This window comes from Humitalea sp. 24SJ18S-53 (genome assembly GCF_050632385.1).
Taxonomy (GTDB): Bacteria; Pseudomonadota; Alphaproteobacteria; order Acetobacterales; family Acetobacteraceae; genus Humitalea.
Genome location: NZ_CP192599.1, coordinates 1,223,330 through 1,246,830 on the forward strand (window position 1 = coordinate 1,223,330; position 23,501 = coordinate 1,246,830).

21 protein-coding genes are annotated in these 23,501 nt (G+C 68.2%); 6 read left to right on the forward strand and 15 right to left on the reverse strand.

Annotated elements, in window-relative coordinates; genetic code table 11:
- Positions 1–36 precede the first annotated feature (36 nt).
- The 4 genes from ACQW02_RS05960 to ACQW02_RS05975 all read right to left on the reverse strand — a co-directional run bounded on the left by ACQW02_RS05960 (position 37) and on the right by ACQW02_RS05975 (position 3,903).
- On the reverse strand, positions 37–1,476 hold the full coding sequence (locus ACQW02_RS05960; protein ID WP_431284353.1) for an FAD-dependent oxidoreductase: 1,440 nt from the start codon (positions 1,474–1,476) through the stop codon (positions 37–39).
- Positions 1,473–1,781, reverse strand: a complete 309-nt coding sequence (locus ACQW02_RS05965; protein ID WP_431284354.1) for a (2Fe-2S)-binding protein — start codon at positions 1,779–1,781, stop codon at positions 1,473–1,475. Before ACQW02_RS05965 ends, ACQW02_RS05960 begins: the two co-directional genes overlap by 4 nt.
- The gene (locus ACQW02_RS05970; protein ID WP_431284355.1) at positions 1,762–2,883 is read right to left on the reverse strand and encodes an NAD(P)/FAD-dependent oxidoreductase; all 1,122 of its coding nucleotides are present in this window, start codon (positions 2,881–2,883) and stop codon (positions 1,762–1,764) included. Before ACQW02_RS05970 ends, ACQW02_RS05965 begins: the two co-directional genes overlap by 20 nt.
- A gap of 99 nt (positions 2,884–2,982) precedes the next feature.
- The gene (locus ACQW02_RS05975) at positions 2,983–3,903 is read right to left on the reverse strand and encodes a LysR substrate-binding domain-containing protein (protein WP_431284356.1); all 921 of its coding nucleotides are present in this window, start codon (positions 3,901–3,903) and stop codon (positions 2,983–2,985) included.
- A 148-nt stretch (positions 3,904–4,051) separates the two neighbouring features.
- Here ACQW02_RS05975 and ACQW02_RS05980 point away from each other — a divergent pair, with 148 nt between their 5' ends.
- The 3 genes from ACQW02_RS05980 to ACQW02_RS05990 all read left to right on the forward strand — a co-directional run bounded on the left by ACQW02_RS05980 (position 4,052) and on the right by ACQW02_RS05990 (position 8,866).
- Entirely contained in the window at positions 4,052–6,088 is a 2,037-nt protein-coding gene (locus ACQW02_RS05980; protein WP_431284357.1) for a hydantoinase/oxoprolinase family protein, read from the forward strand.
- The gene (locus tag ACQW02_RS05985) at positions 6,085–7,791 is read left to right on the forward strand and encodes a hydantoinase B/oxoprolinase family protein (protein ID WP_431284358.1); all 1,707 of its coding nucleotides are present in this window, start codon (positions 6,085–6,087) and stop codon (positions 7,789–7,791) included. The genes ACQW02_RS05980 and ACQW02_RS05985 overlap by 4 nt, the downstream gene beginning before the upstream one ends.
- Before the next feature lie 106 nt (positions 7,792–7,897).
- Positions 7,898–8,866, forward strand: a complete 969-nt coding sequence (locus ACQW02_RS05990; RefSeq protein ID WP_431284359.1) for a Bug family tripartite tricarboxylate transporter substrate binding protein — start codon at positions 7,898–7,900, stop codon at positions 8,864–8,866.
- A 36-nt stretch (positions 8,867–8,902) separates the two neighbouring features.
- Here the strand turns inward: ACQW02_RS05990 and ACQW02_RS05995 are convergent, their stop codons facing one another.
- From ACQW02_RS05995 to ACQW02_RS06020, 6 genes are all read right to left on the reverse strand, one after another.
- The gene (locus ACQW02_RS05995; RefSeq protein ID WP_431284360.1) at positions 8,903–10,345 is read right to left on the reverse strand and encodes an amidohydrolase family protein; all 1,443 of its coding nucleotides are present in this window, start codon (positions 10,343–10,345) and stop codon (positions 8,903–8,905) included.
- Positions 10,346–10,436: 91 nt separating this feature from the next.
- Positions 10,437–11,717, reverse strand: coding sequence for a TRAP transporter large permease (locus ACQW02_RS06000; protein WP_431284361.1), 1,281 nt, complete (start codon positions 11,715–11,717; stop codon positions 10,437–10,439).
- Entirely contained in the window at positions 11,714–12,190 is a 477-nt protein-coding gene (locus ACQW02_RS06005) for a TRAP transporter small permease (protein WP_431284362.1), read from the reverse strand. Before ACQW02_RS06005 ends, ACQW02_RS06000 begins: the two co-directional genes overlap by 4 nt.
- Before the next feature lie 7 nt (positions 12,191–12,197).
- Positions 12,198–13,178: a TRAP transporter substrate-binding protein gene (locus ACQW02_RS06010; protein ID WP_431284363.1), complete on the reverse strand. Its 981-nt coding sequence runs from the start codon at positions 13,176–13,178 to the stop codon at positions 12,198–12,200.
- A 52-nt stretch (positions 13,179–13,230) separates the two neighbouring features.
- Positions 13,231–14,556: a dihydroorotase gene (locus tag ACQW02_RS06015; RefSeq protein WP_431284364.1), complete on the reverse strand. Its 1,326-nt coding sequence runs from the start codon at positions 14,554–14,556 to the stop codon at positions 13,231–13,233.
- Between the two features lie 9 nt (positions 14,557–14,565).
- Complete coding sequence (locus ACQW02_RS06020; protein WP_431284365.1) at positions 14,566–15,222, reverse strand: GntR family transcriptional regulator; 657 nt, start codon at positions 15,220–15,222, stop codon at positions 14,566–14,568.
- Positions 15,223–15,307: 85 nt separating this feature from the next.
- Here ACQW02_RS06020 and ACQW02_RS06025 point away from each other — a divergent pair, with 85 nt between their 5' ends.
- Together ACQW02_RS06025 and ACQW02_RS06030 are read left to right on the forward strand one after the other, a co-directional pair.
- On the forward strand, positions 15,308–16,051 hold the full coding sequence (locus ACQW02_RS06025; RefSeq protein WP_431284366.1) for a maleate cis-trans isomerase family protein: 744 nt from the start codon (positions 15,308–15,310) through the stop codon (positions 16,049–16,051).
- The gene (locus ACQW02_RS06030) at positions 16,051–16,998 is read left to right on the forward strand and encodes an ornithine cyclodeaminase family protein (RefSeq protein ID WP_431284367.1); all 948 of its coding nucleotides are present in this window, start codon (positions 16,051–16,053) and stop codon (positions 16,996–16,998) included. Before ACQW02_RS06025 ends, ACQW02_RS06030 begins: the two co-directional genes overlap by 1 nt.
- Positions 16,999–17,006: 8 nt before the next feature.
- Here the strand turns inward: ACQW02_RS06030 and ACQW02_RS06035 are convergent, their stop codons facing one another.
- Genes ACQW02_RS06035 through ACQW02_RS06050 form a run of 4 tightly spaced genes read right to left on the reverse strand, consistent with a single transcriptional unit; the run spans position 17,007 to position 20,777 of the window.
- Positions 17,007–17,984 carry an ABC transporter ATP-binding protein gene (locus ACQW02_RS06035; protein WP_431284368.1) on the reverse strand — a complete coding sequence of 326 codons (978 nt, stop codon included), beginning with the start codon at positions 17,982–17,984 and terminating at the stop codon, positions 17,007–17,009.
- Positions 17,981–18,946 carry an ABC transporter ATP-binding protein gene (locus ACQW02_RS06040; protein WP_431284369.1) on the reverse strand — a complete coding sequence of 322 codons (966 nt, stop codon included), beginning with the start codon at positions 18,944–18,946 and terminating at the stop codon, positions 17,981–17,983. Before ACQW02_RS06040 ends, ACQW02_RS06035 begins: the two co-directional genes overlap by 4 nt.
- On the reverse strand, positions 18,943–19,803 hold the full coding sequence (locus ACQW02_RS06045; RefSeq protein WP_431284370.1) for an ABC transporter permease: 861 nt from the start codon (positions 19,801–19,803) through the stop codon (positions 18,943–18,945). Before ACQW02_RS06045 ends, ACQW02_RS06040 begins: the two co-directional genes overlap by 4 nt.
- Positions 19,800–20,777 (reverse strand): ABC transporter permease, encoded by a 978-nt coding sequence (locus tag ACQW02_RS06050; RefSeq protein WP_431284371.1) that lies wholly within the window; start codon positions 20,775–20,777, stop codon positions 19,800–19,802. The genes ACQW02_RS06045 and ACQW02_RS06050 overlap by 4 nt, the downstream gene beginning before the upstream one ends.
- Before the next feature lie 80 nt (positions 20,778–20,857).
- On the opposite strand from ACQW02_RS06050, the gene ACQW02_RS06055 reads away from it, so the two are divergent.
- On the forward strand, positions 20,858–22,444 hold the full coding sequence (locus ACQW02_RS06055) for an ABC transporter substrate-binding protein (RefSeq protein WP_431284372.1): 1,587 nt from the start codon (positions 20,858–20,860) through the stop codon (positions 22,442–22,444).
- 5 nt (positions 22,445–22,449) lie between these two features.
- Here the strand turns inward: ACQW02_RS06055 and ACQW02_RS06060 are convergent, their stop codons facing one another.
- Entirely contained in the window at positions 22,450–23,433 is a 984-nt protein-coding gene (locus tag ACQW02_RS06060; protein WP_431284373.1) for a quinone oxidoreductase family protein, read from the reverse strand.
- Positions 23,434–23,501 lie beyond the last annotated feature (68 nt).

Sequence of the window (23,501 nt, forward strand, 5' to 3'; positions counted from 1 at the left end):
AGGCGAAGCGCGCTATCGCCACGCGCTCACCATCGTTCACACCCTGATGACCGCTTTCACATCCGACGCCTGCCGCGGCATCGAGGCCATTTCCGCCACGGTCAGCGGCTTCACCGGCGTGCGCAACCGGTAGTAGCCGACCTCCGCGGGCGATATCCCGCGGGCCGCCGCGATCGTCTCGACCACCGTCAACCCACACAGGCGGCCTTGGCAGGGGCCCATGCCGCAACGGCTCATCGCCTTCATCTGGTTCGGCCCAGGCACGCCGAGTGCCGCGAGTTCGCGCAGTTGCCGCCCGGTCACTTCCTCACAGCGGCAGGCCAGCGCTTCGTCATGCGGCAGGCGGAAATTGTCGGCGGGTCGGTACAACCGGTCGAGGAAGTCCCGACCCCGGCCATAAACCTCAAGTTCGGCCCGCAGCGGCGCAGCCAGCCGGTCGCGTGCCGAAAGCCCGATCCGCCCCAGCGCGCAGGCGGCGTCCAACCCCGCCAGATGGCCGCGCAGGGCTGCGATCTCGGCGCCGGCGATGCCCGCGCCATCTCCGGCGATGACGATGCCGTCGATGCTGGACCGACCCCAGGCATCGGCCTCTGGGCTGAAGCAGGCCTGCGCGTCATTCCAAGCCAGCGCGCACCCGGCGGCATTCGCCAGGTTCACATTGGGCGTGACGCCCTGGTGCAGCAGCACCTGGTCGACCGCCATGCGCTCCGGCGCGCCCTGGCCACGGCGATAGACGATCGTGGCAGCATGCGCCTCACTCCCCTCTATGGCGAATTCCGTAATGCCGGAGATGATTTTTACGGCGCGCCGCACCCGCAGCATCAGCCGCAGGCCTTTGCGGAAGTAGGGTGAGCGCAGAAATCCTGGCAGCACTGTCATCGACTGACGCCAATTGCCGGCCGGCGTGGTGTCGAGGATCGCGGTGGGCGGGTGCCCAGCCGCGACATACTGGCTGGCCAGTAGCCACAACAGCGGCCCACTCCCGACCAACGCGACGCGGCCCTGCGCGACCATCCCGGACGCCTTCAGCATGGTCTGCGCCGCGCCGACGCTCATCACGCCGGGCAAGGTCCAGCCCTTGACCGGAAAGGGTCGTTCCAGCGCGCCGGTCGCCAGCACGACGCGGCGTGCGGTCAGCGTCGCCGCACGGCCAGCCAGCGACAGGCCGATCTGGCGCTGCCGGTCCAAATGCCAGACCACGGCGCCGGGCAGGTAGTGCACCGCACTCGCCAACATTCCCTCGGCGACGGCGGTGCCCTTCCAGTAGTCTTCGCCCAGCATCGCCCGATCCTGCACCGGGTTCTCGGTGATCGCGCGGTAGATCTGGCCGCCGGGCGAGGCCGCTTCATCCACCAGCAGCACCTCCAACCCATGGGCTGCGGCGGTGCTGGCTGCTGCCAGGCCGGCCGGGCCGGCGCCGACCACCACTACATCATAGGTCGGGCGCAGCGCATCCAACTGGTCGATGCGGATCATCGGCCGATCTCCCGTTTGCCCGCCTGGGTTTCCACCACCATGCCGTCACGCAGCCGCACCATGCAGCCCTGGCGGTTACCCGTGCCGTCGATGACGACCAGGCAATCGAAGCACACGCCCATCATGCAATAGGGACCGCGCGGCATGCCCGAAACGGCAGTCTCCCGGCAGGCATCGCGGCCCAGTGCCAGCAGCGCGGCGGCCACGCTGTCGCCCGTGAAACCCTGCGCCGGGGCGCCATCCAGGGTGAAATCGACACGCGCGCGACGCGTGGCATCGCTGGCTTCAGGCAGCCGCTGGAACATGGAACCTCCGAGGGTGGAAGGCGTCGAGGCTGGCATCGAGGCTGCCTGCCGCGACCATCGGCGCGACCGTCAGCGCGTGCGCGGCCGCCAGGGTGACGCCGCTGTGGCAGGTGGTGAGGAAGGCGCCTGGGGCTGTCTCGGAATGCTGGTAGATCGGGAAGCCATCCTGCGTCATCACCCGCAGCGCCGACCAGGTCCGCACGACATTCAACTGCCCGATCTTCGGGAACATCCGCGCCGCGCGATCGGCCATGGTGCCGAGGATGCCGAGGCCGCTGCCTTCGTCGAAGCCCGTCTCCTCCTGGCTGTCGCCCATCATCACCCCGCCTTCGTCGGTCTGGCGCAGGGTGACGATGGGGTGGGTCAGGAAGGGCGCTGTCTTTTCGGTCACCAGGGCCTGGCCCCGCTGCGGCCGCACCGGGGCGTCCAACCCGACCATGGGGGCCAGCCGGGCATTGGCGATGCCGGCCGCCAGCACGAGCCGCGCCGCTTCGATGCTGCGGCCGCCGGACAGGATGCGAAAACCACCGCCGGGCAGGGGGGTGACAGCGTCGGCCGGCAGGTTTGGCAAATAGGTGCCGCCGCGCCGGGCGAAAACGACATGCTGGGCGCGGAACAGCCGCAGCGAGTTCACATGGCCATCCAAGGGACAGTAGATCGCGCCGGCGACCTCCGGCCCGATCTCGGGGAAGATCTGGCGCAGTTGGGAGCGGTCCCAAACCTCATGCGGGTAGCGCTCGAACCCAGGCTGGGCCTGCAAGCGTTCCATGAAGGCGGCACGGCGTTCCAACTCGGACTCGCCAAGCGCCAGGGTGAAGCCGCCGGGTTGCTGGAGTGAGACGTCGATGCCTGACTCCTCGCGCAGCGTGGCGGCAAAGCCCGGCCAGAGTCCGGCCGAATGGCGTGTCCAGGACGAGTACCTGACCATGCCGAGACCTTTGCTCTGCACCCAGATCAGGGCGAAATTGCCCCGGCTGGCGCGATGGGCGATGTCGCCCTCGTCCAGGATCGCGGTCTTCAGCCCCTGGCCAGCGAGGCCGATGCCGACGGCGGTGCCGACCAGGCCGCCGCCGAGGATCGCGGCATCATAGGTTTCAATCATGTACTTCCCCGGGGCTCGCGTTGGCGCCAGGGTCGAGCCCCGGGTCCGTCGCGTCAAATTGGTTTCCCGACCGGGGGTATGCGTATTCCTGATGCGCCGTCACCTGGTCGCGGGCAGGCCGAGGTCCGGCAGGCTGCGGAACACCTGGTCGCAGAGCGTCAGCAGCAGGGCGAGGGTCGCCGAAAGTTCGGTTTCAGCGACATGGACCGCCTTCACCTCAAAGGTGATCGCCGGCTCGAACGGCCGCACCAGCCCACCCTTGGCGACATGGGCAGCAGCGGTGAAGGCATCGACCACGCCGATACCGACCGCCGCCATCACCAGATCCGAAACGATATAGGACAGGTGCGTTTCCACGCGGGTCAGCTTGTCCACCCCGTGCTGCTCCAGGATGGCGGCGAATTGCTGGCCGATGCGGGTGCTGGGCGCCATGGTCACCAGGGCCTCGCCGGCCAGATCCTCCGGCAGCAGGCGCTGCTTGCCGGCCAGGTGGTGGCCGGGCGGCAGCACGCAGTAGCATGGCAGGACGTAGCGCCGTTCGGTCCGCAACCCGGGTGCCGCCGCGGCCCCGCTGATGAAACCGAGGTCGCAGCCCTGGGTAAGCAGCATATGCACCACCGCTTCGGATGGCACGGTGTGGAAGGTGATGGCCGTGCCGGGGCGCTGGGCCGAAAACGCCTGCATGACCCGCGGCAGCAAGGCCGCCGCGGCCGGCATCGCCCCCAGGGAGATGGTACCGCGCCGCCCCAGGCGGATCTCCCCGGCGATCGAGGCGATCCGGTCGAGGCCGGTGAAGGATCGTTGCAATTCCTCGAACAGCAACCGGCCTTCCTGCGTCGGGTGCAGCCGGCCCTTCACCCGGTCGAACAGGCGGAAACCGACGTCGTGTTCCAGTTCCTTCAGCAACCGGCTGACCGCCGGCTGCGACCGGCCGATGGTGTCGGCGGCGGCCGAGACACTGCCGGTCAGCACGGTCAGCAGGAAGGCCTGCAACCCGCGCTGGCTTAGCGAGCGCGGCATGGGATGAAACGACGCATCAACCAAGCATATCAGCTTTCCGGATGACTGGCAGCCGCTTTTGCATTGGCCATTCTCTGGGGTGGGTGCTTCGGTCAGGCGGTGCGATGCGTCCGGCCGGGCTGGATGCCGATAGATTTTGGGAACACTCATGTATCGGATCGGTTTCGACGTCGGCGGCACCTTCACCGACTTCACCGTGCATGACGAGCGCGACGGCTCGCTGCGGTATTTCAAGACACCCTCCACCCCAGGCGATCCATCCGAGGCGATCGAGGCCGGGTTGAGCGCGTTGATCGCCGAATTCGATATCCGCCCCGCGGAGATCGGTTTTGTCGGCCACGGCACCACTGTCGCGACCAACATGGTGATCGAACGCCGCGGCGTGCGCACGGGGTTGATCACCACCAAGGGTTTCCGCGACGTGCTGGAGATCGGCCGGCAGACCCGGCCGAACCTCTACGACTATTCCATCAACAAGGCCCCTCCGCTGGCGCCGCGTGCCCTGCGTATCGAGGTGCCGGGCCGGATCAACGCCGCTGGCGAGGAGTTGGTGCCGCTGGACGAAGCGGCGGTGGCCGCGGCCGCTGAAGCGCTGGCCGCCGCTGATGTGCAAGCCATCGCGATCTGCTTCCTGCACAGCTACCTGCGCGACGCGCATGAACGCCGCGCTGCCGAGATCGTGCGGGCGCGATTGCCGTCGGTCTATGTCTCGACCTCGGCCGAGGTGCTGCCGGAGTTCCGCGAGTACGAACGTTTCTCCACCACCGTCATCAACGGCTATGTCGGGCCGAAGATGGAACGTTATCTGGACCGCTTCCTGGAGCGGTTGATCGCGATCGGTGTGACGACGGCGCCCTATACCATCCACTCCAACGGCGGGTTGATGTCGGTCGAAACGGTGCGCGCCTATCCGGTCCGCACCTGCCTGTCCGGCCCGGCTGCCGGCGTGGTCGGTGCGGCCGAGGTCGCGAGGGCGGCGGGCTTCCCCAATGTCGTCACCTTCGATGTCGGCGGCACCAGCACCGATGTGTCCTTGATCGAACGTGGCGTGCCGGCCTTCGCCACCAGCCGGCTTGTCGCCGATTATCCGGTGCGCACGCCGATGGTGGATGTGCATGTGATCGGCGCTGGTGGCGGTTCCATCGCCTGGATCGACGATGCCGGCGCGTTGAAGGTGGGACCGCATAGCGCGGGCGCTGACCCGGGGCCGGTCGCCTATGGCCGTGGCGGCACGCTGCCGACCCTGACCGACGCCAATATCGTGCTTCACCGGCTAGACCCGGTGTCGCTTCTGGGCGGGCGGATGCGGGTGGATGAAGCCGCCGCCCGGCAGGCGATCGAGGAGAAGATCGCCCGGCCACTGGGCCTGACGGTGGAGCAGGCGGCGCTCGGCATCATCCGCATCGCTGTCGCCAACATGAGCCGTGCGATCCGTGCGGTGTCGACCGAGAAGGGCCACGACCTCGGCGACTTCGCGCTGTTCCCCTTTGGTGGGGCAGGGCCGCTGCATGCCGGCGCTGTCGCGCAGGAATGCGGCATCGCGCGCGTGCTGGTGCCGCAGGAACCGGGTACGATGTGCGCCCGCGGGATCCTGATGTCCGACATCAGCCTGGACTACGTCCGCAGCGAGGTCGTCGAAGCGACGGAAGCAGCCTGGCCCGGCATCCTGGCCCGCTTTGACGAGATGGAGGGCCGTGGCCGCGACTGGCTCGGCGCAAGCCGGGTACCCGCCGATCGGCGTAGCTTCCACCGTGTCGTCGAGGCCCGGTACAAGGGCCAAAACCACGAGGTGCAGGTGAAACCGCCAACCGATGGCGCCATGGGCTTCGCCGCCTTCCAGCAAGGTTTCGCCGAGGCGCACCGGCGCGAATACGGCTACGACGTCGCCGGGCGCATGGTGGAGGTGGTGAATTGCCGCCTCAAGGCCGTCGGCCAGGTGGACCGGCCGGAGACGCGGTTTTCCCAGATCGCCAGCGGCACCCCCGCGCCGCGCGCCAGGCGCCCGGTGCATTTCGATACCGGATGGGTGGATACCCTGGTCTACGACCGCGCAACGCTCGGCGCCGGGCAGCGCCTGGCCGGTCCGGCGATTATCGATGAGATGAGTTCCACCACCGTCGTCGAACCGGGCCAGCAGGTGGTGGTGGATCCATCCGGCAACCTGCTCGTGGAGATCGCCGCATGACCGAGACACGGCTCGCCGACCCGATCGCGATGGAGGTGTTCAGCAACCGCCTGCTCTCGATCACCGAGGACATGGGCAATACGCTGATCCGCTCCTCCTTCTCCACCAATATCAAGGAACGCAAAGACTGTTCCGTCGGGCTGTTCGATGCGGCCGGGCGGCTGATTGCCCAGGCGTCGCATATCCCGCTGCACCTCGGGTCGCTGATGGGCAGTGTGAAAGCGGTGCGGGACGCCTATGCGCCCGAGCGGATGCGCGAAGGCGATGCCTTCATGTGCAACGACCCGTATCTGGCGGGCGGCACCCATATGCCGGACATCGCGATCGTCACGCCGGTGTTCATTGACGGTGCGCTGGCCTTCTTCGCCGCCAATGTCGGGCATCATTCCGATGTCGGCGGGCCGACGCCCGGTTCGATCTCCGGCACGGCCCGGTCGATTTTTGAGGAAGGGCTGCGCCTGCCGGTGATCCGCCTGGTGCGGGCCGGGGAGTTGGACGACGACCTGTTGGCCCTGGTCGGGCATAATTCGCGCGATCCGGATGAGCGGATGCTGGATCTGAAGGTCCAGGTCGCGGCCAATCTGCGCGGCGTGCGGCTGGTGCAGGCGCTGGTGCAGCAGATGGGCATCGCCGCCGTCAGCGGCGCGATCGACGACCTGCTGGCCTATACCGCGCGGCGGCTGCGCAACCGGGTGCGCGACATGGCCGATGGCAGCGCCAGTTTCACCGCCTGGATGGATGATGATGGCCTCGGCGGCGATCCCGTCGCCATCAAGGCGACTGTGATGGTGCAGGGCGAGAGCCTGCTCATCGACTTCGCCGGCTCCGCCCCGCAGACCCGCGGCGCGCTGAACGTCGCCGAAAGCGCGCTGCGTGCCACGGTGTACTATGCGGTGAAGACGCTGCTCGACCCGGGGCTGTTGCCGAACCAGGGCATGGCCGCCTGTATAGAGATCCGGGCACCCGAGGGCAGCCTGCTCAACCCGCGCTACCCGGCGGCGGTGGGCGCGCGCAGCATCACCTGCAACAAGGTGGCGCGGGCGCTGTTCGGCGCCTTCGCGGACTTGCTGCCGCCGGAACGCGCGATGGCCGCCAGCCTGGACAGCGTGCCGGCGATCATCTTCTCCGGCCCCCGCCGCCGGCTGGACGGCCATTTCGTCTATCTGGAATCGATGGGCGGCGGGAATGGCGCGCGCTTCACGGGCGATGGCATGGACGGCGTCCACGTCCATGTCACCAATACGTCCAACCTGCCGGCCGAGGCGCTGGAGAACGAGTATTCGCTGCTGGTCGATGAATATGCGCTGGTCGATGGTTCCGGTGGCGCGGGCAAGTTCCGTGGCGGGCTCGGCATCGCGCGGCAGATCAGCGCCACGCGCGATGGCGTGGTCTTCTCCACGCGATCGGACGGCCACCGCCTCGGCGCGCCAGGCCTGTTCGGTGGGCAGGAAGGGGGGCGCGCAAGGCTGCTGCGAAACCCAGGAACGCCGGAGGAGGAAGAACTCTCCTCCAAGGCCTCCAACCTCGTGCTGATGGCGGGCGAAAGCGTGCGGCTGGAAACCCCCGGCGGCGGCGGCTGCGGGGCCCCGGCGGACCGCAGCCTGGCGGCGCTGGCGACCGACCTGCGCGACGGCAAGGTAAGCCGGGTGGCCGCGGAGCGTGACTATGGCCTTGCCCGCGTCACAGCGGCATTGGCGGATTGACAACCCGGCGCACAACGCCCGGGGATATCGGACTATCGGGAACGCCAGCGGAGAGCACGACTGACAATATCCAACCAATCGCCCATAGTTTGAAGGAACCACAGGCATGCTTGCACGACGTCATCTGCTGGCCGCAACGGCGGTGCTGGCCGCGCCCGCCGTCGCCCGCGCGCAAGGCTGGCCGGAACGCCCGATCCGCCTGGTCGTCCCCTTCGCGGCCGGCGGCGGCACCGATGTGCTGGCACGCATCCTGGCGAATGGGCTGAGCGAGAAACTCGGCCGGCAGGTGCTGGTCGAAAACCGCACCGGTGCCGGCGGCAACCTGGCGATGGAGAACGTCATCCGCGCGCCGGCCGATGGCTATTCGCTGCTGATGGGCACCAACGGCGCCATCGCGGTGAACCGTCACCTGTATCGCGGGATGGGGTTCGATCCGCTGCGGGACCTCATGCCGATCACCCTGGCGTTCAGGATCGAGCATCTGTTGGTGGTGTCCGACGCGGTGCCTGCGCGTTCGGTGGCGGAACTCGTGGCCTTGGCCAAGGCGCAGCCGGGCGTTCTGACCTTCGGTTCAGGGGGCGCTGGATCGATGATCCACCTGGCCGGCGAGTTGTTCAAGTTCCGCACCGGCATCGACATTGTCCATGTGCCGTATCGTGGCGGCGGCCCGGCCATGAATGATCTGGTGGCGGGCAATATCTCGATGATGTTCGACAGCCTGCCCTCGGCTGAGCCGCAGGTGAAGGGCGGCCGTATCCGCGCCCTGGCGCTGTGCGGCACGCAGCGCCACGCGCTGATGCCCGACCTGCCCACCATGACCGAGGCCGGGGTGCCGAACTACGCCGCCGCCTCGACCGGGGGGCTGTTCGCGCCGCTCGGCACGCCTGCGCCGGTCGTCGCACGCCTGGGTGCGGCAGTGCGGGAACTGGTCGAGAACGAGGCCTTCCGCACGCAACTCGGCCGCTCTGGCGGCGACGCGGTCGCGACGAGCCCAGAGGAACTGGGAAGCCTGATGGCGCAGGAAAGTGCCGTGTGGGAGGTGGTGGTGAGGGAGGCGAATATCTCCACCAACTGAGGGCGGTGTCGCCGCTGGCCTTGGGATGCTCGCCGCTCAGCCGCACCGATGCTGATCGGCTGCGTAGAAGCCCCGCAACACATCCCGCCACTGCCCGGCGACATCGCGCCAGTCGAGGTATCCCCCGGTCGCATGACGCAATTGGGCATCCAACTCGGCCTGGACCGACGGGAGATCCAGGGTCGTGAGCACACCGTCACGCACGACCTCGTGCCCCGCCACGATCATCTGCCGCAGCATGGCCTTCGTGCCGCGCTGCGACAGGATGGCGGCATCGCTGCTTTCCACGACGACGTCGGCATTCAGCGCGGCGCGATCGATCACCATGACATCCGCCGCCGCCCCCACGCCGAGCGAATCGCCGGCCGGATGCCCGGTGACCGCGCGTCGCCCACCCTCGCAGGCCGCGCGGAACAGCGCGTCCAGCGGCAGGCCCTCATCCAACGCGACGCCCTTGTGCAGCATGTAGTTCAGCCGCAACTCGCGAAACGCATCATCATCGTCATCAAGGCTGAAGCCGTCGAGCCCGGTGGCGAGTGCCACGCCCCGCCGGTGCATCTCCGCCACCGGCGCGATGCCGCTGCGGATGTTGAGATTGGAACTGGTGTTGATGGACACTGTGACACCGCGCGCGGCCAGAAGCTCCATCTCGTCCGGGCGCAGCCAGACACCGTGGCCGACCGACAGGCGCGGCGACAGCAGCCCGATCTCATCCAGGTGGTGCAGCGGTCCTTGCGGGAAGGCGTGGTCCAGGTATTCGCGCTGGATGCGGGATTCCATCAGATGCATATGGACGCGCCGCCCGGTGATGGCCGAACGCTCCGCGATCAGCCGCAGCAGGGGCTCGGAACACCATTCCAGGCCGTAGGGTCCATACTGGACGGTGACCAGGGGATGCGTGGCCATCTCGTCGGCCAGCTCCTCCACCAGCTTGACCTGGTCGGCCGGCGTGGCCGGTGCGCGCAGCAGGCGTTGTTCGATCGCCGCACGCGCGGTGGCGGGCAGCGCGGCCAGGATCGCGGCATCGGGGGCATAGCCCAGCGCATTGATGTCGCGCAGCGCGGGCGCGATGGCGACGCGCACGCCAACGGAGCTGGCGGCGCGCGCGACGACGCGCAACTCTTCGGCGACACGGGCCGGGTCCTGCGGACGAGTGTAGTGCACCATGATGCTGCCGCAGCCGCCCAAGGCCTGCCGTCCCAGCGCCGCCGCCACGACCAGAAAAGGGTCGCAGCGCGGCGTGTTGGTCATGGTGGCCAGCCAGAGTTCCAGCGGCATGTCGAAGGCACCGAGCGCGCTTGGCCGCACCCCGCGCGCATGATCATGCGCATTGGCGAAGGGCGCCATCAGGATGGTGTCCTGGGCCTCCGGCGCCGGGTTCACGGCGGCGACGACATCGGCCGCAAAGCGCAGCGACACCGGCGCACAATCGGCACATGCGCCGAAGCGCAGGGCGCGCCCCGCGACGGTCAAGGCCATGCGCGGATCGCCACTACCAGCACCTGCGCTGTTCGCAACTTGTCGCCGCGGGCAATCAGGCTGCCGCGGTATCGGCCTTTCCAACCTGCGCTCATCCGCCGTAGAGCCCGAGTAGCGTTGGCACAACAAAAACCAGGCCGGGGAAAAAGGCGATGACAACCGCCACGACCAACATGGTGCCGAGATAGGGCAGCAGGTGGCGCGACAACTCACCGATCCGCGCGCCGGACAATCCGAGCACGATGTAGAGCCCGACCCCGAGCGGGGGCATGAACAGAGCGATCCCCATGACGGTTGTCATCACGATCCCATAATGCAGCAGGTCGATCCCCATCTCCCGCGCGATCGGCACGAAGACCGGGATCAGCATCAGCATGCCCGGCAAGCCGTCCAGCAAGGCGAACAGGATCAGGAAGACCAGGATGCTGAACAGCATGAACAGCACACGACCGCCACCAACGGCGGCGATGCCGGCTGCCAGGGATTGCGGCACCTGCTGCACCGTCATGACCCAGGCCAGGATATTGGCGCCCGCGACCATCAGCATCACGGCCCCCGTGGTGACCCCCGTGCGGACCAGCGCGCGCCAGAAGAAGGCGGGTGTGATCTCCCGATACAGGGCACCGGCCAGGAGCGCATAGGCGACGGCGACGACCGCGGCTTCGGTCGGCGTGAAGACGCCACCCAGGATGCCGCCGAAGATGATCACCGGCAGCAACAGCGCGCCGCCCGCCGCGCGCAGGGCGGCGAAGCGTTCGGGCCAGGGCAGGCGCGGTTCGGGCAGCAGGCCGGCACGCCGTTCCTCTAGTCGGATGTGCAGCAGCAGGGCGGCGGCCATGGCGAAGGCGGGCAGGAAGCCGGCGGCGAACAGGGCCGCGATGGAGGTGCCGGTGACGCTGCCATAGACCACCATGGTCAGGCAGGGCGGCACCAGGATGCCCATGCCGGCCGCCGCCGCGACGATCGCTCCGGCCCGTGCGCCGGAATATCCACGCGCCTTCATCGACGGGATCATCACCGACCCCACTGCCGCAGCATCGGCATTCGTCGAACCCGAAATGCCCGAGAAGAGCATCATCGCGACGACGACCACATTGCCCAACCCGCCGCGGATATGGCCGACCATGGCGGCGGCGAAGGCGATCAGCCGGCGCGAGATGCCGCCCGTTTCCATCAACTCGCCGGCCAGGATGAAGAAAGGGATGGCAAGGAAGGTGAAGCTGTCCATGGCGCCAAACGTGCGTGACGCTATGACCGTCAGCGGCACGCCATCCATCAACCACAGCCCGACCGCCCCGGCCGCACCGAGGCCGAAGGCGATCGGCACGCCGATGCCGACGAAGGCAGCGAAGACCAGCAGGACGGCGGTCATGGCGCGGACGGCCGCAGCAAGGACACCGCCAGGTGCAGCAGCATCAGCGCGGCTCCGACGGGAATGGCGAGGTAGGGCAGGTCCATCTCCATCGGCAGGGTCGCCGAAAACTGCATGCCGGCCTGCCGCGCTTCCACGATGCCGGTGCCGAGCAACAGCGCGAGGAAGCCGGCGGTCACCAGCAGCGCCGCGAAACGCACCACGCTTCGCATCGGTGCCGGTAGATGCCGCCCCAATGCATCCAGCGCGTAGTGCCCGCCCTGCTGCATCGCGAGTGCGGCGCCGATCATCGTCACCCAGACGAAGAGGTAGCGCGCTGCCTCCTCGCTCCAGATCAGCGGGTCGCCAAAGCCATAGCGGGCGACGACCTGGGCGAGGGTGACACCGGTCATCGCCAGCACCAGCAGGCCGATGAGCACCGCCTCGACGCGCGCGACCAGGTCGTCGAAGCGGAGCAGGAACGGGCGCAGCATTCGCTGGTCAGCGCGCGGCGGCAACGAAGCGGGCCACCATGTCGCGGCCCAGGCGGTCCTCGAACTGGCCATAGGTGCGGCGCCCGATCTCGATGAAGGGCGCGAGGTCGGGTTCGGTCACGGTCACGCCAGCGGCCCGGATATCGGCCAGCGCCGAGACATCGCGCGTCGACCGTTCCGCCGTCACCGCTGCGCGGCCGGCCAGGCTCGCGCGGGCCAGGATAGCCTGCAGGTCGGGGGCCAGGCGCTGCCACTGCCGTTCGCTCATGGCAAAGGTGTTCACGAGCATCATGTGGCGGGTGAGGGCGAGGTTGCGCGCGACTTCCAGATGGCGGGAGGACAGGAAGGTGACATTGTCGTTCTCGGCGCCGTCGATCACCCCCTGCTGCAGGCTGGTGTAGATCTCGCCAAAGGCCATCGGTGTCGGTGCGGCACCCAGGCCCCGGAACAGCGCGATGAAGGATGGGTTCGGGATGACCCGGATCTTCAGCCCGCGCAGGTCGGCGACCGCGTTGATCGCCTTGTTGCGGGTGTAGATGTTGCGGAAGGTCACTTCCCAGAAATTCACGATGCGGAAGCCGGCGGTGGCGCCCCGGCCGACCAGTTCTTCCTGCGCGACCTGCCCATCGAGAACGCGGAACGCCGTCGCCTCATCCGGCATCAGATAGGGCAGGTCGAGCACGCCGAACTGCGGCACGAAATTGGCCATGTTCGCGGTGGCATCGATCACCCCGTCGAGCACGCCGGCCTGCACATTCTGCCACATCTCGCGCTGCGAACCGAGTTGCGAGGAGGGGAAGAGGTTGATCTTCAACCGCCCACCGCTTTCCGCCTCGGCGACTTCGGCCATCTTCCGCGCGCCAACCAGGATCGGGTGCTGCGGATCGAGCGCACTGCCGATGCGTAGGGTCCGGGCATCCTGCGCGCGGGCGGTGTGCAGGGCGGGCAGGGCGAGGGCGGCAGTGAGGATCAGGCGGCGAGACGGCATGAGCGGCATCCTTGTCGATGATGAAGGGGGCATAGCAAGACCTGTTCCTCAGCTACCGCGTGACGACGACGCCACGCGGTCCGCCAGCCAACCGACCGTCGCGCGCGACCACCTGGCCGCGCAACCAGGTCTCCAGCGGCCAGCCGGTCGTATGGCGGCCGGCGAACGGCGTGCGCCCGGCGCGGCTCAGCTGATCGCTGTCGCGGATTTCGGCATGGCGATGCGGATCGACCAGCACAAGGTCGGCGTCTGCGCCGGGCGAAAGGCTGCCTTTGCGCGGTGCCAGGCCGAAACGCCGCGCCGGGGCGCCGCAACACAGCCGAACGAGGTCTGCCCAGTCGATGCGCCCTTCAGCCACGGCATGCAGCATCAAGGCCAGCAGGGTCTGCACGCCTGGAAAGCCGCCCGGTGCTGACCAGATGTCGCCGGTCTGCTTTTCCGCCTGCGTGTGCGGTGCGTGGTCGGTCGCGATCATGGCGATGGCGCCGCCCGGTCGCACGGCCTGCCAAAGTGCCGCGCGATCCGCTGCCCCCCGCAGTGGAGGCAGTATCTTTGCGAAGGCGCCCTGAAGGCGAATCTCCTCCTCATCCAACAGCAGGTAATGCGGCGTGGTTTCGGCCGATACGGGCAGGCCGCGTGCGGCGGCCTGTGCGACCAGTGCCAGCGAGTCCCGGCAACTGATCTGGCGGAGGTGGATCGCGCCATTGCCAATGGCAGCGATGGCGCGCGCGGTGCCCGACGCCTCGCTGGCGGGCGGACGGGAGCGGAAGAAATCCAGCGGATCGCCCCCCGCGTGGCGCAGCGGCGCCTCGGCGGCGGCGATGATCGTGTCATCGGCCGGCGTGATGCCGACAATGATACCGGCGGCCGCTGCCTCGGTCAGGATCGCGTCCAGCGCGGCCGTGTCGCGCAGCAGCAGATGCGGTGGCATGTCGCCCAGGAAAACCTCGATCGACACGGCACCTGCCGATGCCAGACAAGCGATGTCACCTGGCCCGACGGCGGCGGCCTGCAGGCCGATGTCGATATGCAACCGGCCCGCGGCGATGCCGCGCTTTGCACGGAAATCGGCGACCGTCAGTGTTGCCGGCACATCGGTCGGCATCACCAGCGCTGTGGTCACGCCGCCGACGGCGGCCGCTGCCGTGCCGGTGAAAAAATCCTCCTTATGGGTCAGGCCCGGATCGCGGAAATGCACATGCGCGTCGATCAGGCCCGGCAGGATGATCTGGCCCCCGGCCTCGACGATGTCGGCGGCGTCGGCTTCCTCGGCCGGGGTCAGCCAGGCGGCGACCTTTCCATCGCGCAGCGCGAGCGTGACCTCCAGCAACCCGGCCTCGGTCGCGACCTGGCCACCACGAATCAGCGTGTCGAACATCCTGGCGCGTCAGCGCTGCCGCGCCAGTGGCCGCATCTCGGCCGCGCCCAGGACCGACGCCGCATTGGCCGAGATATGCGCGACCGCTAGCCGCTCCGCGCGTCGTGCATCGCCGTCGCGAAGCGCATCCACGATGACCTCGTGCTCATGCCCCGTCGTCTCGGGGTCCCGGCGCCCAGTCGCGTAGTCGCGCAGGGCAGGGAGTAGCAACTGGCGCAACCGCCGTGCCTCGGCGGCGGCCCGCGGGCGGCCGGACAGGTTGCAGAGGCGATCGTGAAAGGCCTCATGCCGCACGGCCCAGCGGGCGGGGTCCTGCAATGCGCGGCGCATCGCCAGCAGGTCGGCCTCCAGGTCGCCAATGTCTGCCGGAGTCGCGGCACGGGCCGCGTGGCGGGCGCAGAGCCCTTCGAGCAGCGCCCGCATCTCGAAGATTTCGGCCAGCGCGGCCCGGTCATGCCGCGTCACCAGGGCGCCGCGGTTTGCGCGCAACGTGACCAGGCCCTCGGCATCGAGTTGGCGCAGCGCCTCGCGCACCGGCATGCGGCTCAGGCCAAGGTGGGATGCCACCAATTCCGGGCGGATGCGTTCGCCAGGCGCGAGACGGCCGGACAGGATTTCTTCGCGCAGATATGCGGCGCAAAGGCCATCGGCAGGGGCAGTGTCCATGATCAGGCATCCCTTGAGGCCACTGCTTGACGGCAGCCTGTCCCTTGGTCTGTAGTGGATAAATGGATCCAGGATAAGGCGGAAAATGCAACTGCGCGATGGCCCCGCCCCGCAGTTCGGCTGCCGCGGACGCATTGGTCTGGTCGTGCCGGCGAACAACTCGGTCATCGAGCCGGAATTCTGGTCGGTCCTGCCGCATGACACCGCGCTGTATGCAACGCGGCTGCTTGCTCAGGGCGATCTGACGCCGGCTGCCGTGCGGTCAATGGAAGCCGGCATGGATCGTGCGGTCGGCGAATTGGCGGCCACCGGCGTGGATGTCGTGTTGTTGGCCGATATGGTCACCAGTTTCATCATGGAGCCCGGCTGGAACGACCGGCGCACCGCCGCGGTTACCGCGGCGACGGGGGCGGCATGTGCCTCGGCCTGGACGGCGCTGCGCGATGCGCTGACGGTCCTTGGCGTAAGACGGATCGCGCTCGGCACCCCCTATCCAGCGGCGATTCATGCGCTGGCGCCTGCCTTTTTCGCCGACGCCGGTATTACGGTGGTAGGGCACGCGACATTGGACATCCTGGCGATGCGCGACGTGCCGGAGGTCCGGCCGAAACGCCTTGCGGCTTTCACCGGCACCATCGGGCGCAAGGGCGCTGAGGCGCTGGTGCTGCTCGCGACGGACCTTGCGAGTTTCACCGCCATTCCCGCGCTGGAACAGGCGGTCGGCTTGCCCGTCGTCACGTCCAACCAGGCGCTGCTGTGGCGCGCATTGCGGCTGGTGGGCAATCAGACTCGCATCCCGAGCCTGGGCCAGTTGCTCGCCACGCATTGATGAAACTGCTGTCCGAATCAGCACTTCGCCGCATCCTGACGCCAGCGATGGCGGTGGAAAGCAGCGCACGCGCGTTCATGGCGCTGTCGCGCGGCGAGATGATCGCGCCGGTGCGATCGGAGATCCTGCGCCCCGACGGGCTTGGCGTGGTCTTCGCCATGCCGGGCTATCTGCCTGGGCGGGTATTTGGCGTGAAGGTGATCGCGACGCGGGCGACTGCGAGCACCGCGATGGTGCTGCTGTTCGATACCGAGACCTTGGCGCCGCTCGGCCTGTTGGCGGCGGATTACCTGACGGATTGGCGGACCGGAGGGGGGATCGCCGCGGCAACGCGCCTGCTCGCGCGGTCAGACGCGCGGGTGCATGTGGTGATCGGGGCGGGGCGGCTCGCGGGGCCCTGCGCGCGTTTGGTCGCCAGCGTGCGCCCGATCGCACGCACGCTGATCGTCGGTCGAACCGCGGCGCGTGCGGCCGACCTCGCGGCATCGCTGCGGGCGGCGGGTCTGGATTGCGACGCCGTCGATGACCCGCGCGTGGTGGCCGAGGCCGATATCGTGACGACCGTCACGTCCTCCACAACGCCGGTGTTTCCCGGGTCAGCGCTGCGGCCGGGGGTGCATGTGAACCTCGGGGGCGCCTTCCGTCCCGACACACGCGAGACGGACGATGACCTGGCCAGGCGCGGGCTGTTCTGGTGCGACAGCGAAGCCGCTTGCCGCGCCCGTGCCGGCGACTTGGTGATGCCGCTGGCCAGCGGCGCGCTGAACCCCGCGCATGTTGTCGGAGAGATCGGTGCGGCCCTGGCTGGCACCCTGCGTGGACGGCAGGATGCGTCGGAGATCACGGTGTTCAAATCGCTCGGCAATGCCGCGCAGGACATCTGCCTGGCGGAGGACGCGCTGGCGCTACCAGATTCCCGGGGACAGGTCTTCGACCCGCAGGGGTAGAACCCCAGTCAGGCGAAGTGGCACGCGATCAGGCGGCCCGAGTCTCGCGCTGTCAACGCCGGACGCTCCGCGCGGCACAGATCCGTCGCCAGCGGGCATCGGGGATGGAACGCGCAGCCGGAGGGCGGCGCGAGCGGCGACGGCAACTCCCCCGCGACCGGACGCAACGACACCGCCTGGTCGCGCCCCAGCCTTGGCGAACTGTCGAGCAACGCGCGGGTATAGGGATGCAGCGGGGCGGCATAGACGCGCGCTGCCTCGCCGCTCTCGACGATCCGGCCCAGGTACATGATCGCCACGCGATCGGCGACGTGTCGCACCACCGCCAGATCATGCGAGATGAACAGGCAAGTCAGCCCCAGGTCCCGCCGCAGATCGAGAAACAGGTTCAGGATCTGCGCCTGGATCGACACGTCCAGCGAGGCCACCGGTTCGTCGCAGATCAGAACCTCGGGCTGCATCGCCAGCGCCCGCGCGATCGCGACCCTTTGCCGTTGCCCGCCGGAAAACTGATGTGGGAAGCGCTGGGCGAAGGCCGGGTCGAGGCCGACGCGCATCAACCAATCGGCCACCAGCGCGCCCCGCCCCGCGCGCGACACTAGCCCATGCGCGACGGGGCCTTCCGCAATGCTGTCACCGATGCGTAGCCGCGGGTTCAGCGAAGCGAAGGGGTCCTGGAACACGGTTTGAATGCGCGTCGTGACCTTATGGCCCGACTGCATTGGCGCGGCACCGTCGAACAGCACGCGACCGGAGGACGGCGGCAGGATCCCCGCCAGCATACGCCCCAGCGTGGATTTGCCGCAGCCGCTTTCGCCGACCAGCCCGAGCGTCTCGCCCCGGCTGATGGCCAGCGAGACATCGGTGACGGCCTGCACCGCGCGCCCATCGTGCCGCGCGCCAAACGCCGCGGCGATGCGATCGCCCAGCGACGGCCGGCGCGTAAACCGCCGCGTCACGGCTTCGGCCACCAGCAGCGCGGTCATGCAGGCAACGGGTGATGGCAGCGCACCTTGCGATCGTCACGGGTGATGACGAGGGGATCCTCGGCGCAGGTCGCATCGGCGCGCGGGCAGCGCGGCGCGAAGGGGCAGCCGGCGGGCAGGGACAGCAGCGATGGCGTGTTGCCCGGGATCTGCTGCAGCCGCTCGCCGGGTTCGGCCATCGCCGGCAGGCTATCCAGCAAGCCGCGCGTATAGGGGTGAAACGGGTCGCGCAGCGTGGCGAGGACGGGGCCGGATTCCACGATGCGGCCGGCATACATGACCATGATGCGATCGGCGACGGCGGCGATCGCGGCCAGGTCATGCGAAATCCAGATCAGCGCGGTGCCGCTTTCCCGCGCAAGGCTGCGCATCTCCACCAGGATCTGCGCCTGGATCGACACATCCAGCGCCGTTGTCGGTTCATCGGCGATGATGAGGTCTGGCTGGTGCAATAGGGCGATGGCGATGGCCACGCGTTGGCGCATGCCGCCGGAAAACTCATGCGGATAAGCATCCAGTCGCGCCACGGCATCGGGAATGCCGAGCCGCGTGAGCCGATCGGCCGCCAGCGCGCGCGCCGCCGCCACCGACAGTTTTTGATGCGCGCGAACGGCCAGTGCCATCTGCTGTCCGATGGTCAGCACCGGGTTCAGCGTGGCGCCAGGGTCCTGGAACACCATCGCGATACGACGGCCGCGTAGCGCACGCAGCGACGATGACGGCAGGCCCACAAGTTCCTGCCCATCGAACAGGATGCTGCCACCGACCACGCGCCCGGGCGGATCGACCAGGCCGATGAGTGAAAACCCTGTCACCGACTTGCCCGATCCGCTTTCGCCGACCAGGCCCAGGATCTCGCCACGTTCCAAGGTGAAAGACACGCCATCCACCGCCTTCACCGCACCGGCGCGGGTCAGGAAATGCGTGCGCAGGTCGCGCACCTGCAACAGGCTGGCGCTCATCGCCGTAGCCGCGGGTTGAACTGGTCGCGCAACTGGTCGCCGACCAGGTTGATGGCGACGATCAGCACGATCGGCGCGATCCCCGGATAGACCGAAATCCAACTGCGTCCACTCATCATGTACGGGAAGCCGTTGGCGATGAGCATGCCGAGCGAGGGTTCCGTGGGCGGCAGGCCAAGGCCCAGGAAGGAAAGCGTCGCCTCCAGCGCGATCGCATTCGCGATCTGCACAGTCGCGACAACCATCAGCGGCGGCAGGCAATTCGGCAGGATATGGCCGAAGACCACGCGGGCGGGCGACAGCGGCGTCGCGCGGGCGGCCTCGATGTAGTCCTTTTGCCGCTCCGCCGCCGCAGCGCCATAGGCGGTGCGAGCAAAATACGCGTATTGCGCGGTGACCAGCGCGACAATCAACGGCACCTTGCCCTGGCCTAGCAGCGCCACCAGCACCAGCGCCAGCAGGATCGGCGGGAAGGAGAGTTGCAGGTCGATGACGCGCATCACCCCCGTTTCGATCCACCCCCCGGCATGTGCCGCCAGGATGCCGAGCGTCACGCCAATCGTCAGCGCGACGACACCGGCCGCAAGCCCCATTTCCAATGAAATCCGCAACCCGAACAGGATCGCCGATAACAGGTCCCGACCCTGAGCATCCGTCCCCAGCCAATAGGTGATACCGTTCGATCCAACCGTGCCCGGCGGTCGGCGCGCATCCGACAGGTCCAGTTCCGCGAGGTCATACGGATCCTGCGGCGCGATCCAGGGTGCCAGCAGGGCCGCCGCGACAATCACGATGACAGTGATCAGCGCCGCCAGCGCCACCCGGTTCTCTGCGTATTCGCCCCAGAAACGCTTCACGCCTGGCGACCGCCACGACGCAGCCTGGGATCGAGCAGGGCATAGGACAGATCGACCACCAGGTTCAGCGTCACGAACAGGAAGGCCACCAGCACGAGATACCCGACCATCACCGGCCGATCGAGTGAGGTGATGGAATCGATGATCAACTTGCCGACGCCTGGCCAGGAAAAAATCGTCTCGGTCACCACGGCAAAGGCCAAGGTGGACCCGAATTCCAGCCCGAAGACAGTCACCAGCGGGATGGAGATCAGCCGCAGAACGTGATGCCGCAGGATCGTGAATTCCGAGATCCCGGCGGCCCGCGCGAATTTCACGGTATCGCCCAGCATGACTTCCCGCGTGCCGGCGCGTGCCAGGCGGATCATCAACGCCAGTTTGAACAGCGACAGGTTCAACGCCGGCAGGATCAGGAAGGTCAGGCCCTCCAGCGTCAGGAACGACCAGCCGACGCCAAAGATCTCGATGGTCGGGCCGCGATTGCCGGCGGGCAGCCAGCCGAGGTGGACTGCAAACGTCAGGATCAGGATCAGCCCGACCCAGAAGGTCGGCACGGAAAACCCGAGCACCGACAAGGCCATGATCGCGCGCGACACCGGGCTGTCCGGTCGGTAGCCCGCCCACATGCCAAGCGGAATGCCAAGGAACGCGCCGATCAGCACCGCCGAAACCGCCAGTTCCAAGGTCGCGGGCAGGCGGCTGAACACCAGCTCGGTCACCGGGATGTTGAACACCAGCGACCGGCCCAGGTCGCCCGAAGCAAGCCGCCCGAGGAAGGCCAAGTATTGGCGCCAAAGCGGCTGGTCCAGCCCATAATGCGCGATCGTCGCCGCCCGGATGTCCTGCGTCGCATCGGGTGAAATCAGCACATCGATCGGATTGCCGATGGCATAGACACCCGCGAAGACCAACGCCGACATGGCCAGCATGACCAAAACGGCCTGCAACAGGCGTTGGATGATATAGCCGGGCATCAAGGTCCTAACTCGGGCATGGACAGGGGCGGTAGGCCGTTCCTAGCATGAGATGCAAAACCGATCCGGGACAACCAGCCATGAGTCTAACCCTTGGGCGTATCGCCCTGGCCACGGCCGCCATCATGGCCGCCGTGCCCGCCATGGCGCAGACGCTGACCCTCGGCGTCCGGGCCGGGCCTGAATCCATCGACCCGCATTTCACCGCGACCGGCACGCAGGCCGAAGCGCTGAAGCATGTCTTCGACACGCTGGTCTGGTCTGGCGACCAGTTGCAGCTCGAACCCGGGCTGGCGATAAGCTGGCGCGCCGTCGATGCGACCACCTGGGAATTCAAGCTGCGGCCCGACGTGACCTTCCACGACGGTTCGCCCTTCACCGCCGAGGATGTCGCCGCCTCGATCCGACGCATGCAGGCGCTGTCCGGTCCCAACCCCACCCGCATCTATGTGCGCCGCGTGCAGGACATCCGGATCGTCGATCCGCTGACCATCCAGATCGTCACCGATGGGCCGGCGCCGACTTTGCCGAACGACTTCATCCGCCTGTTCATCACCTCCGCCCGCGCAACCGCGGGGCTGACGCCGCAGGACAGCAACGAGGCCTTCAACAGCGGCCGCGCGGCGACCGGCACCGGCCCCTATCGCTACGTGTCCTGGACCCCGCGCGAACAGCTTATCCTTGATCGCAACGACACCTACTGGGGCGGCCGGCAGCCTTGGGCGCGGCATGTGCGGCGCGAAATCCCGAATGACGCGGCCCGCGTCGCCCAGTTGCGCACCGGCCAGGTGGATATGATCGTCCGCGTTCCCGCCGCCGATGTCGCGACCCTCGAACGCGATGCCGCCCTGCGCGTGGTCAAGGCCGATACGGTCTATGTCTTCAACCTGGAATTCGACTTCCGCGAACCCTCGCCGCAGATCTCGGCAAAGGATGGCTCACGCCTCGCCCAAAACCCCTTCCGTGACCCCCGCGTGCGGGAGGCTGTGGACCTCGCCCTGGACCGCCGCGTGCTGGCCGAAGTTGCGATGGAGGGCCTCGGCACGCCGCAGGGACAGATGGTCACGCCGCGCATCTTCGGGTTCAACCCGGCCCTGCCGGTCCCAACGCCCAACCTGGTGCGCGCCCGGCAATTGCTGGCCGAAGCCGGCTTGCCCAACGGCTTCCGCTTCACCCTGAACTTCACCAACGACCGCCTGCCCGGCGATCGCGGCGTCGGCACCGCCATGGCGCAGATGCTGGCCCGTGTGGGGCTTGAGGTTCAGGCGGCCGGCCAACCCGCCGCCGTCGTCTTCCCCGCCCGCGCGCGCGGCGAACTCTCTACCATGATGGCCGGCTGGGGCACCCTGACCGGTGAAGCCCACTACACCTATTCCTCGGTCGGCCACACCAACAACCCGGCCCTGAGGCTCGGTGCCTTCAACTGGCGCGGCTTTTCGGATGCGCAATTGGACACGCTGATCCAGCAGGCGGCCGTCGAATTGAACGATGCCCGGCGCGAACAACTGCTGCAGCAGACCGGCGCGCGGTTCAACGAACTACGCGTGTCGCTGCCGCTGGCCTCCATCACCTCGGCCTGGGCGATGCGGCGCGACCGCGTCAATCTGGCGCGGGCGCGGGCGGATGAGGACACGCTGGCGATGGATATCGTCCCCGCCACGCGCTGACCTGTTCAGGGCGCCAGCACGATTTTCCCGAAGTGCTGGTTCGCCTTCATGTGGGCCAAGGCCGCGGGCACCTCGGCCAGCGGGTAGACGCGGTCGATCGGCAGGGCAAAGCGCCCCGCCTGCACGGCGTCCCACAGGTCGCGCCGCATCACCCGCATCTCCTCGCGGATATCCGCCACGCTGCGGGTGCGATGCGTGACGCCGATATAGGCGATGCGGCGGTTCGCATGCAGGTCGAAGTCGAAGGCCCCGCGCGATCCGCCCAACCGGCCGACATTCACGATCCGCCCCGTTATCGCGGTCGCGGCCATCGCCGCGTTGATCGTCGGCCCCGAAATCTGGTCCACCACCACGGATACGCCCCGCCCGTCAGTCGCCGCCAGCACCTGCTGTTCCCAACCCGCGACGCTGGTGTCCACGGTCACATCCGCACCGAATTCGCCCAGCCGCGCCCGGCGCTTAGCATCGGTCGATGTCCCGATGATCGTCCCGGCACCCAGGTGGCGCGCGATCTGCAAGGCCACGAGCCCAACGCCCGATGAGGCACCCAGGATCATCACCGCCTCACCGGCAACCAGCCGGCCATTCGTCACCAGCGCATCATGCATGGTCGAAAGCGCCACCGTCAGCGTCGATGCCTGTTCCCAGGACATGTTGGTGTCGGGGACGGGCAGGGCGCGGCCCATATCGGCCAGGGCGTATTCCGCATAGCCGCCGGTGCCGGAACACATCACCCGGTCACCCGGCGCGATCCCGCTGACGCCGGCGCCGACCGCCGCGACCTCACCAGCGAATTCGATGCCGAGGATCGTGCCCGGCCCGCCCATCGACCCATGCGCATGGCCCGCCGCGACACCCAAATCGGCGCGGTTCAGCGAGGCGGCGCGCACCCGCACCAGCACCTGTTCAGGCCCCGGCACTGGGATCGGCATGGCCTGCACCACCACGCCATCGGCGGTGACGACGGCGGCCTGCATGGTCTGGCTCATGATCTCTCTCCCCTTGATGTTGCAGGCATGCCGCCCGCGCCGCCCGCCGGCAAGCCCAAGGCCCCGAC

Bases quoted from the DNA above. Each gene is read 5' to 3' on its own strand.
- ACQW02_RS06000 (WP_431284361.1), bottom strand. From the start codon at position 11,717: ATGACCGCCGTCCTGCTGGTCTTCGCTGCCTTCGTCGGCATCGGCGTG.
- ACQW02_RS05960 (WP_431284353.1), bottom strand. From the start codon at position 1,476: ATGATCCGCATCGACCAGTTGGATGCGCTGCGCCCGACCTATGATGTA.
- ACQW02_RS05980 (WP_431284357.1), top strand. From the start codon at position 4,052: ATGTATCGGATCGGTTTCGACGTCGGCGGCACCTTCACCGACTTCACC.
- ACQW02_RS06035 (WP_431284368.1), bottom strand. From the start codon at position 17,984: ATGACCGCGCTGCTGGTGGCCGAAGCCGTGACGCGGCGGTTTACGCGC.
- ACQW02_RS06060 (WP_431284373.1), bottom strand. From the start codon at position 23,433: ATGAGCCAGACCATGCAGGCCGCCGTCGTCACCGCCGATGGCGTGGTG.
- ACQW02_RS05995 (WP_431284360.1), bottom strand. From the start codon at position 10,345: ATGGCCTTGACCGTCGCGGGGCGCGCCCTGCGCTTCGGCGCATGTGCC.
- ACQW02_RS06005 (WP_431284362.1), bottom strand. From the start codon at position 12,190: ATGCTGCGCCCGTTCCTGCTCCGCTTCGACGACCTGGTCGCGCGCGTC.
- ACQW02_RS06025 (WP_431284366.1), top strand. From the start codon at position 15,308: ATGCAACTGCGCGATGGCCCCGCCCCGCAGTTCGGCTGCCGCGGACGC.
- ACQW02_RS06010 (WP_431284363.1), bottom strand. From the start codon at position 13,178: ATGCCGTCTCGCCGCCTGATCCTCACTGCCGCCCTCGCCCTGCCCGCC.
- ACQW02_RS06040 (WP_431284369.1), bottom strand. From the start codon at position 18,946: ATGAGCGCCAGCCTGTTGCAGGTGCGCGACCTGCGCACGCATTTCCTG.
- ACQW02_RS05970 (WP_431284355.1), bottom strand. From the start codon at position 2,883: ATGATTGAAACCTATGATGCCGCGATCCTCGGCGGCGGCCTGGTCGGC.
- ACQW02_RS06055 (WP_431284372.1), top strand. From the start codon at position 20,858: ATGAGTCTAACCCTTGGGCGTATCGCCCTGGCCACGGCCGCCATCATG.
- ACQW02_RS05965 (WP_431284354.1), bottom strand. From the start codon at position 1,781: ATGTTCCAGCGGCTGCCTGAAGCCAGCGATGCCACGCGTCGCGCGCGT.
- ACQW02_RS05975 (WP_431284356.1), bottom strand. From the start codon at position 3,903: ATGCCGCGCTCGCTAAGCCAGCGCGGGTTGCAGGCCTTCCTGCTGACC.
- ACQW02_RS06030 (WP_431284367.1), top strand. From the start codon at position 16,051: ATGAAACTGCTGTCCGAATCAGCACTTCGCCGCATCCTGACGCCAGCG.
- ACQW02_RS05990 (WP_431284359.1), top strand. From the start codon at position 7,898: ATGCTTGCACGACGTCATCTGCTGGCCGCAACGGCGGTGCTGGCCGCG.
- ACQW02_RS06020 (WP_431284365.1), bottom strand. From the start codon at position 15,222: ATGGACACTGCCCCTGCCGATGGCCTTTGCGCCGCATATCTGCGCGAA.
- ACQW02_RS05985 (WP_431284358.1), top strand. From the start codon at position 6,085: ATGACCGAGACACGGCTCGCCGACCCGATCGCGATGGAGGTGTTCAGC.
- ACQW02_RS06015 (WP_431284364.1), bottom strand. From the start codon at position 14,556: ATGTTCGACACGCTGATTCGTGGTGGCCAGGTCGCGACCGAGGCCGGG.
- ACQW02_RS06050 (WP_431284371.1), bottom strand. From the start codon at position 20,777: ATGCCCGGCTATATCATCCAACGCCTGTTGCAGGCCGTTTTGGTCATG.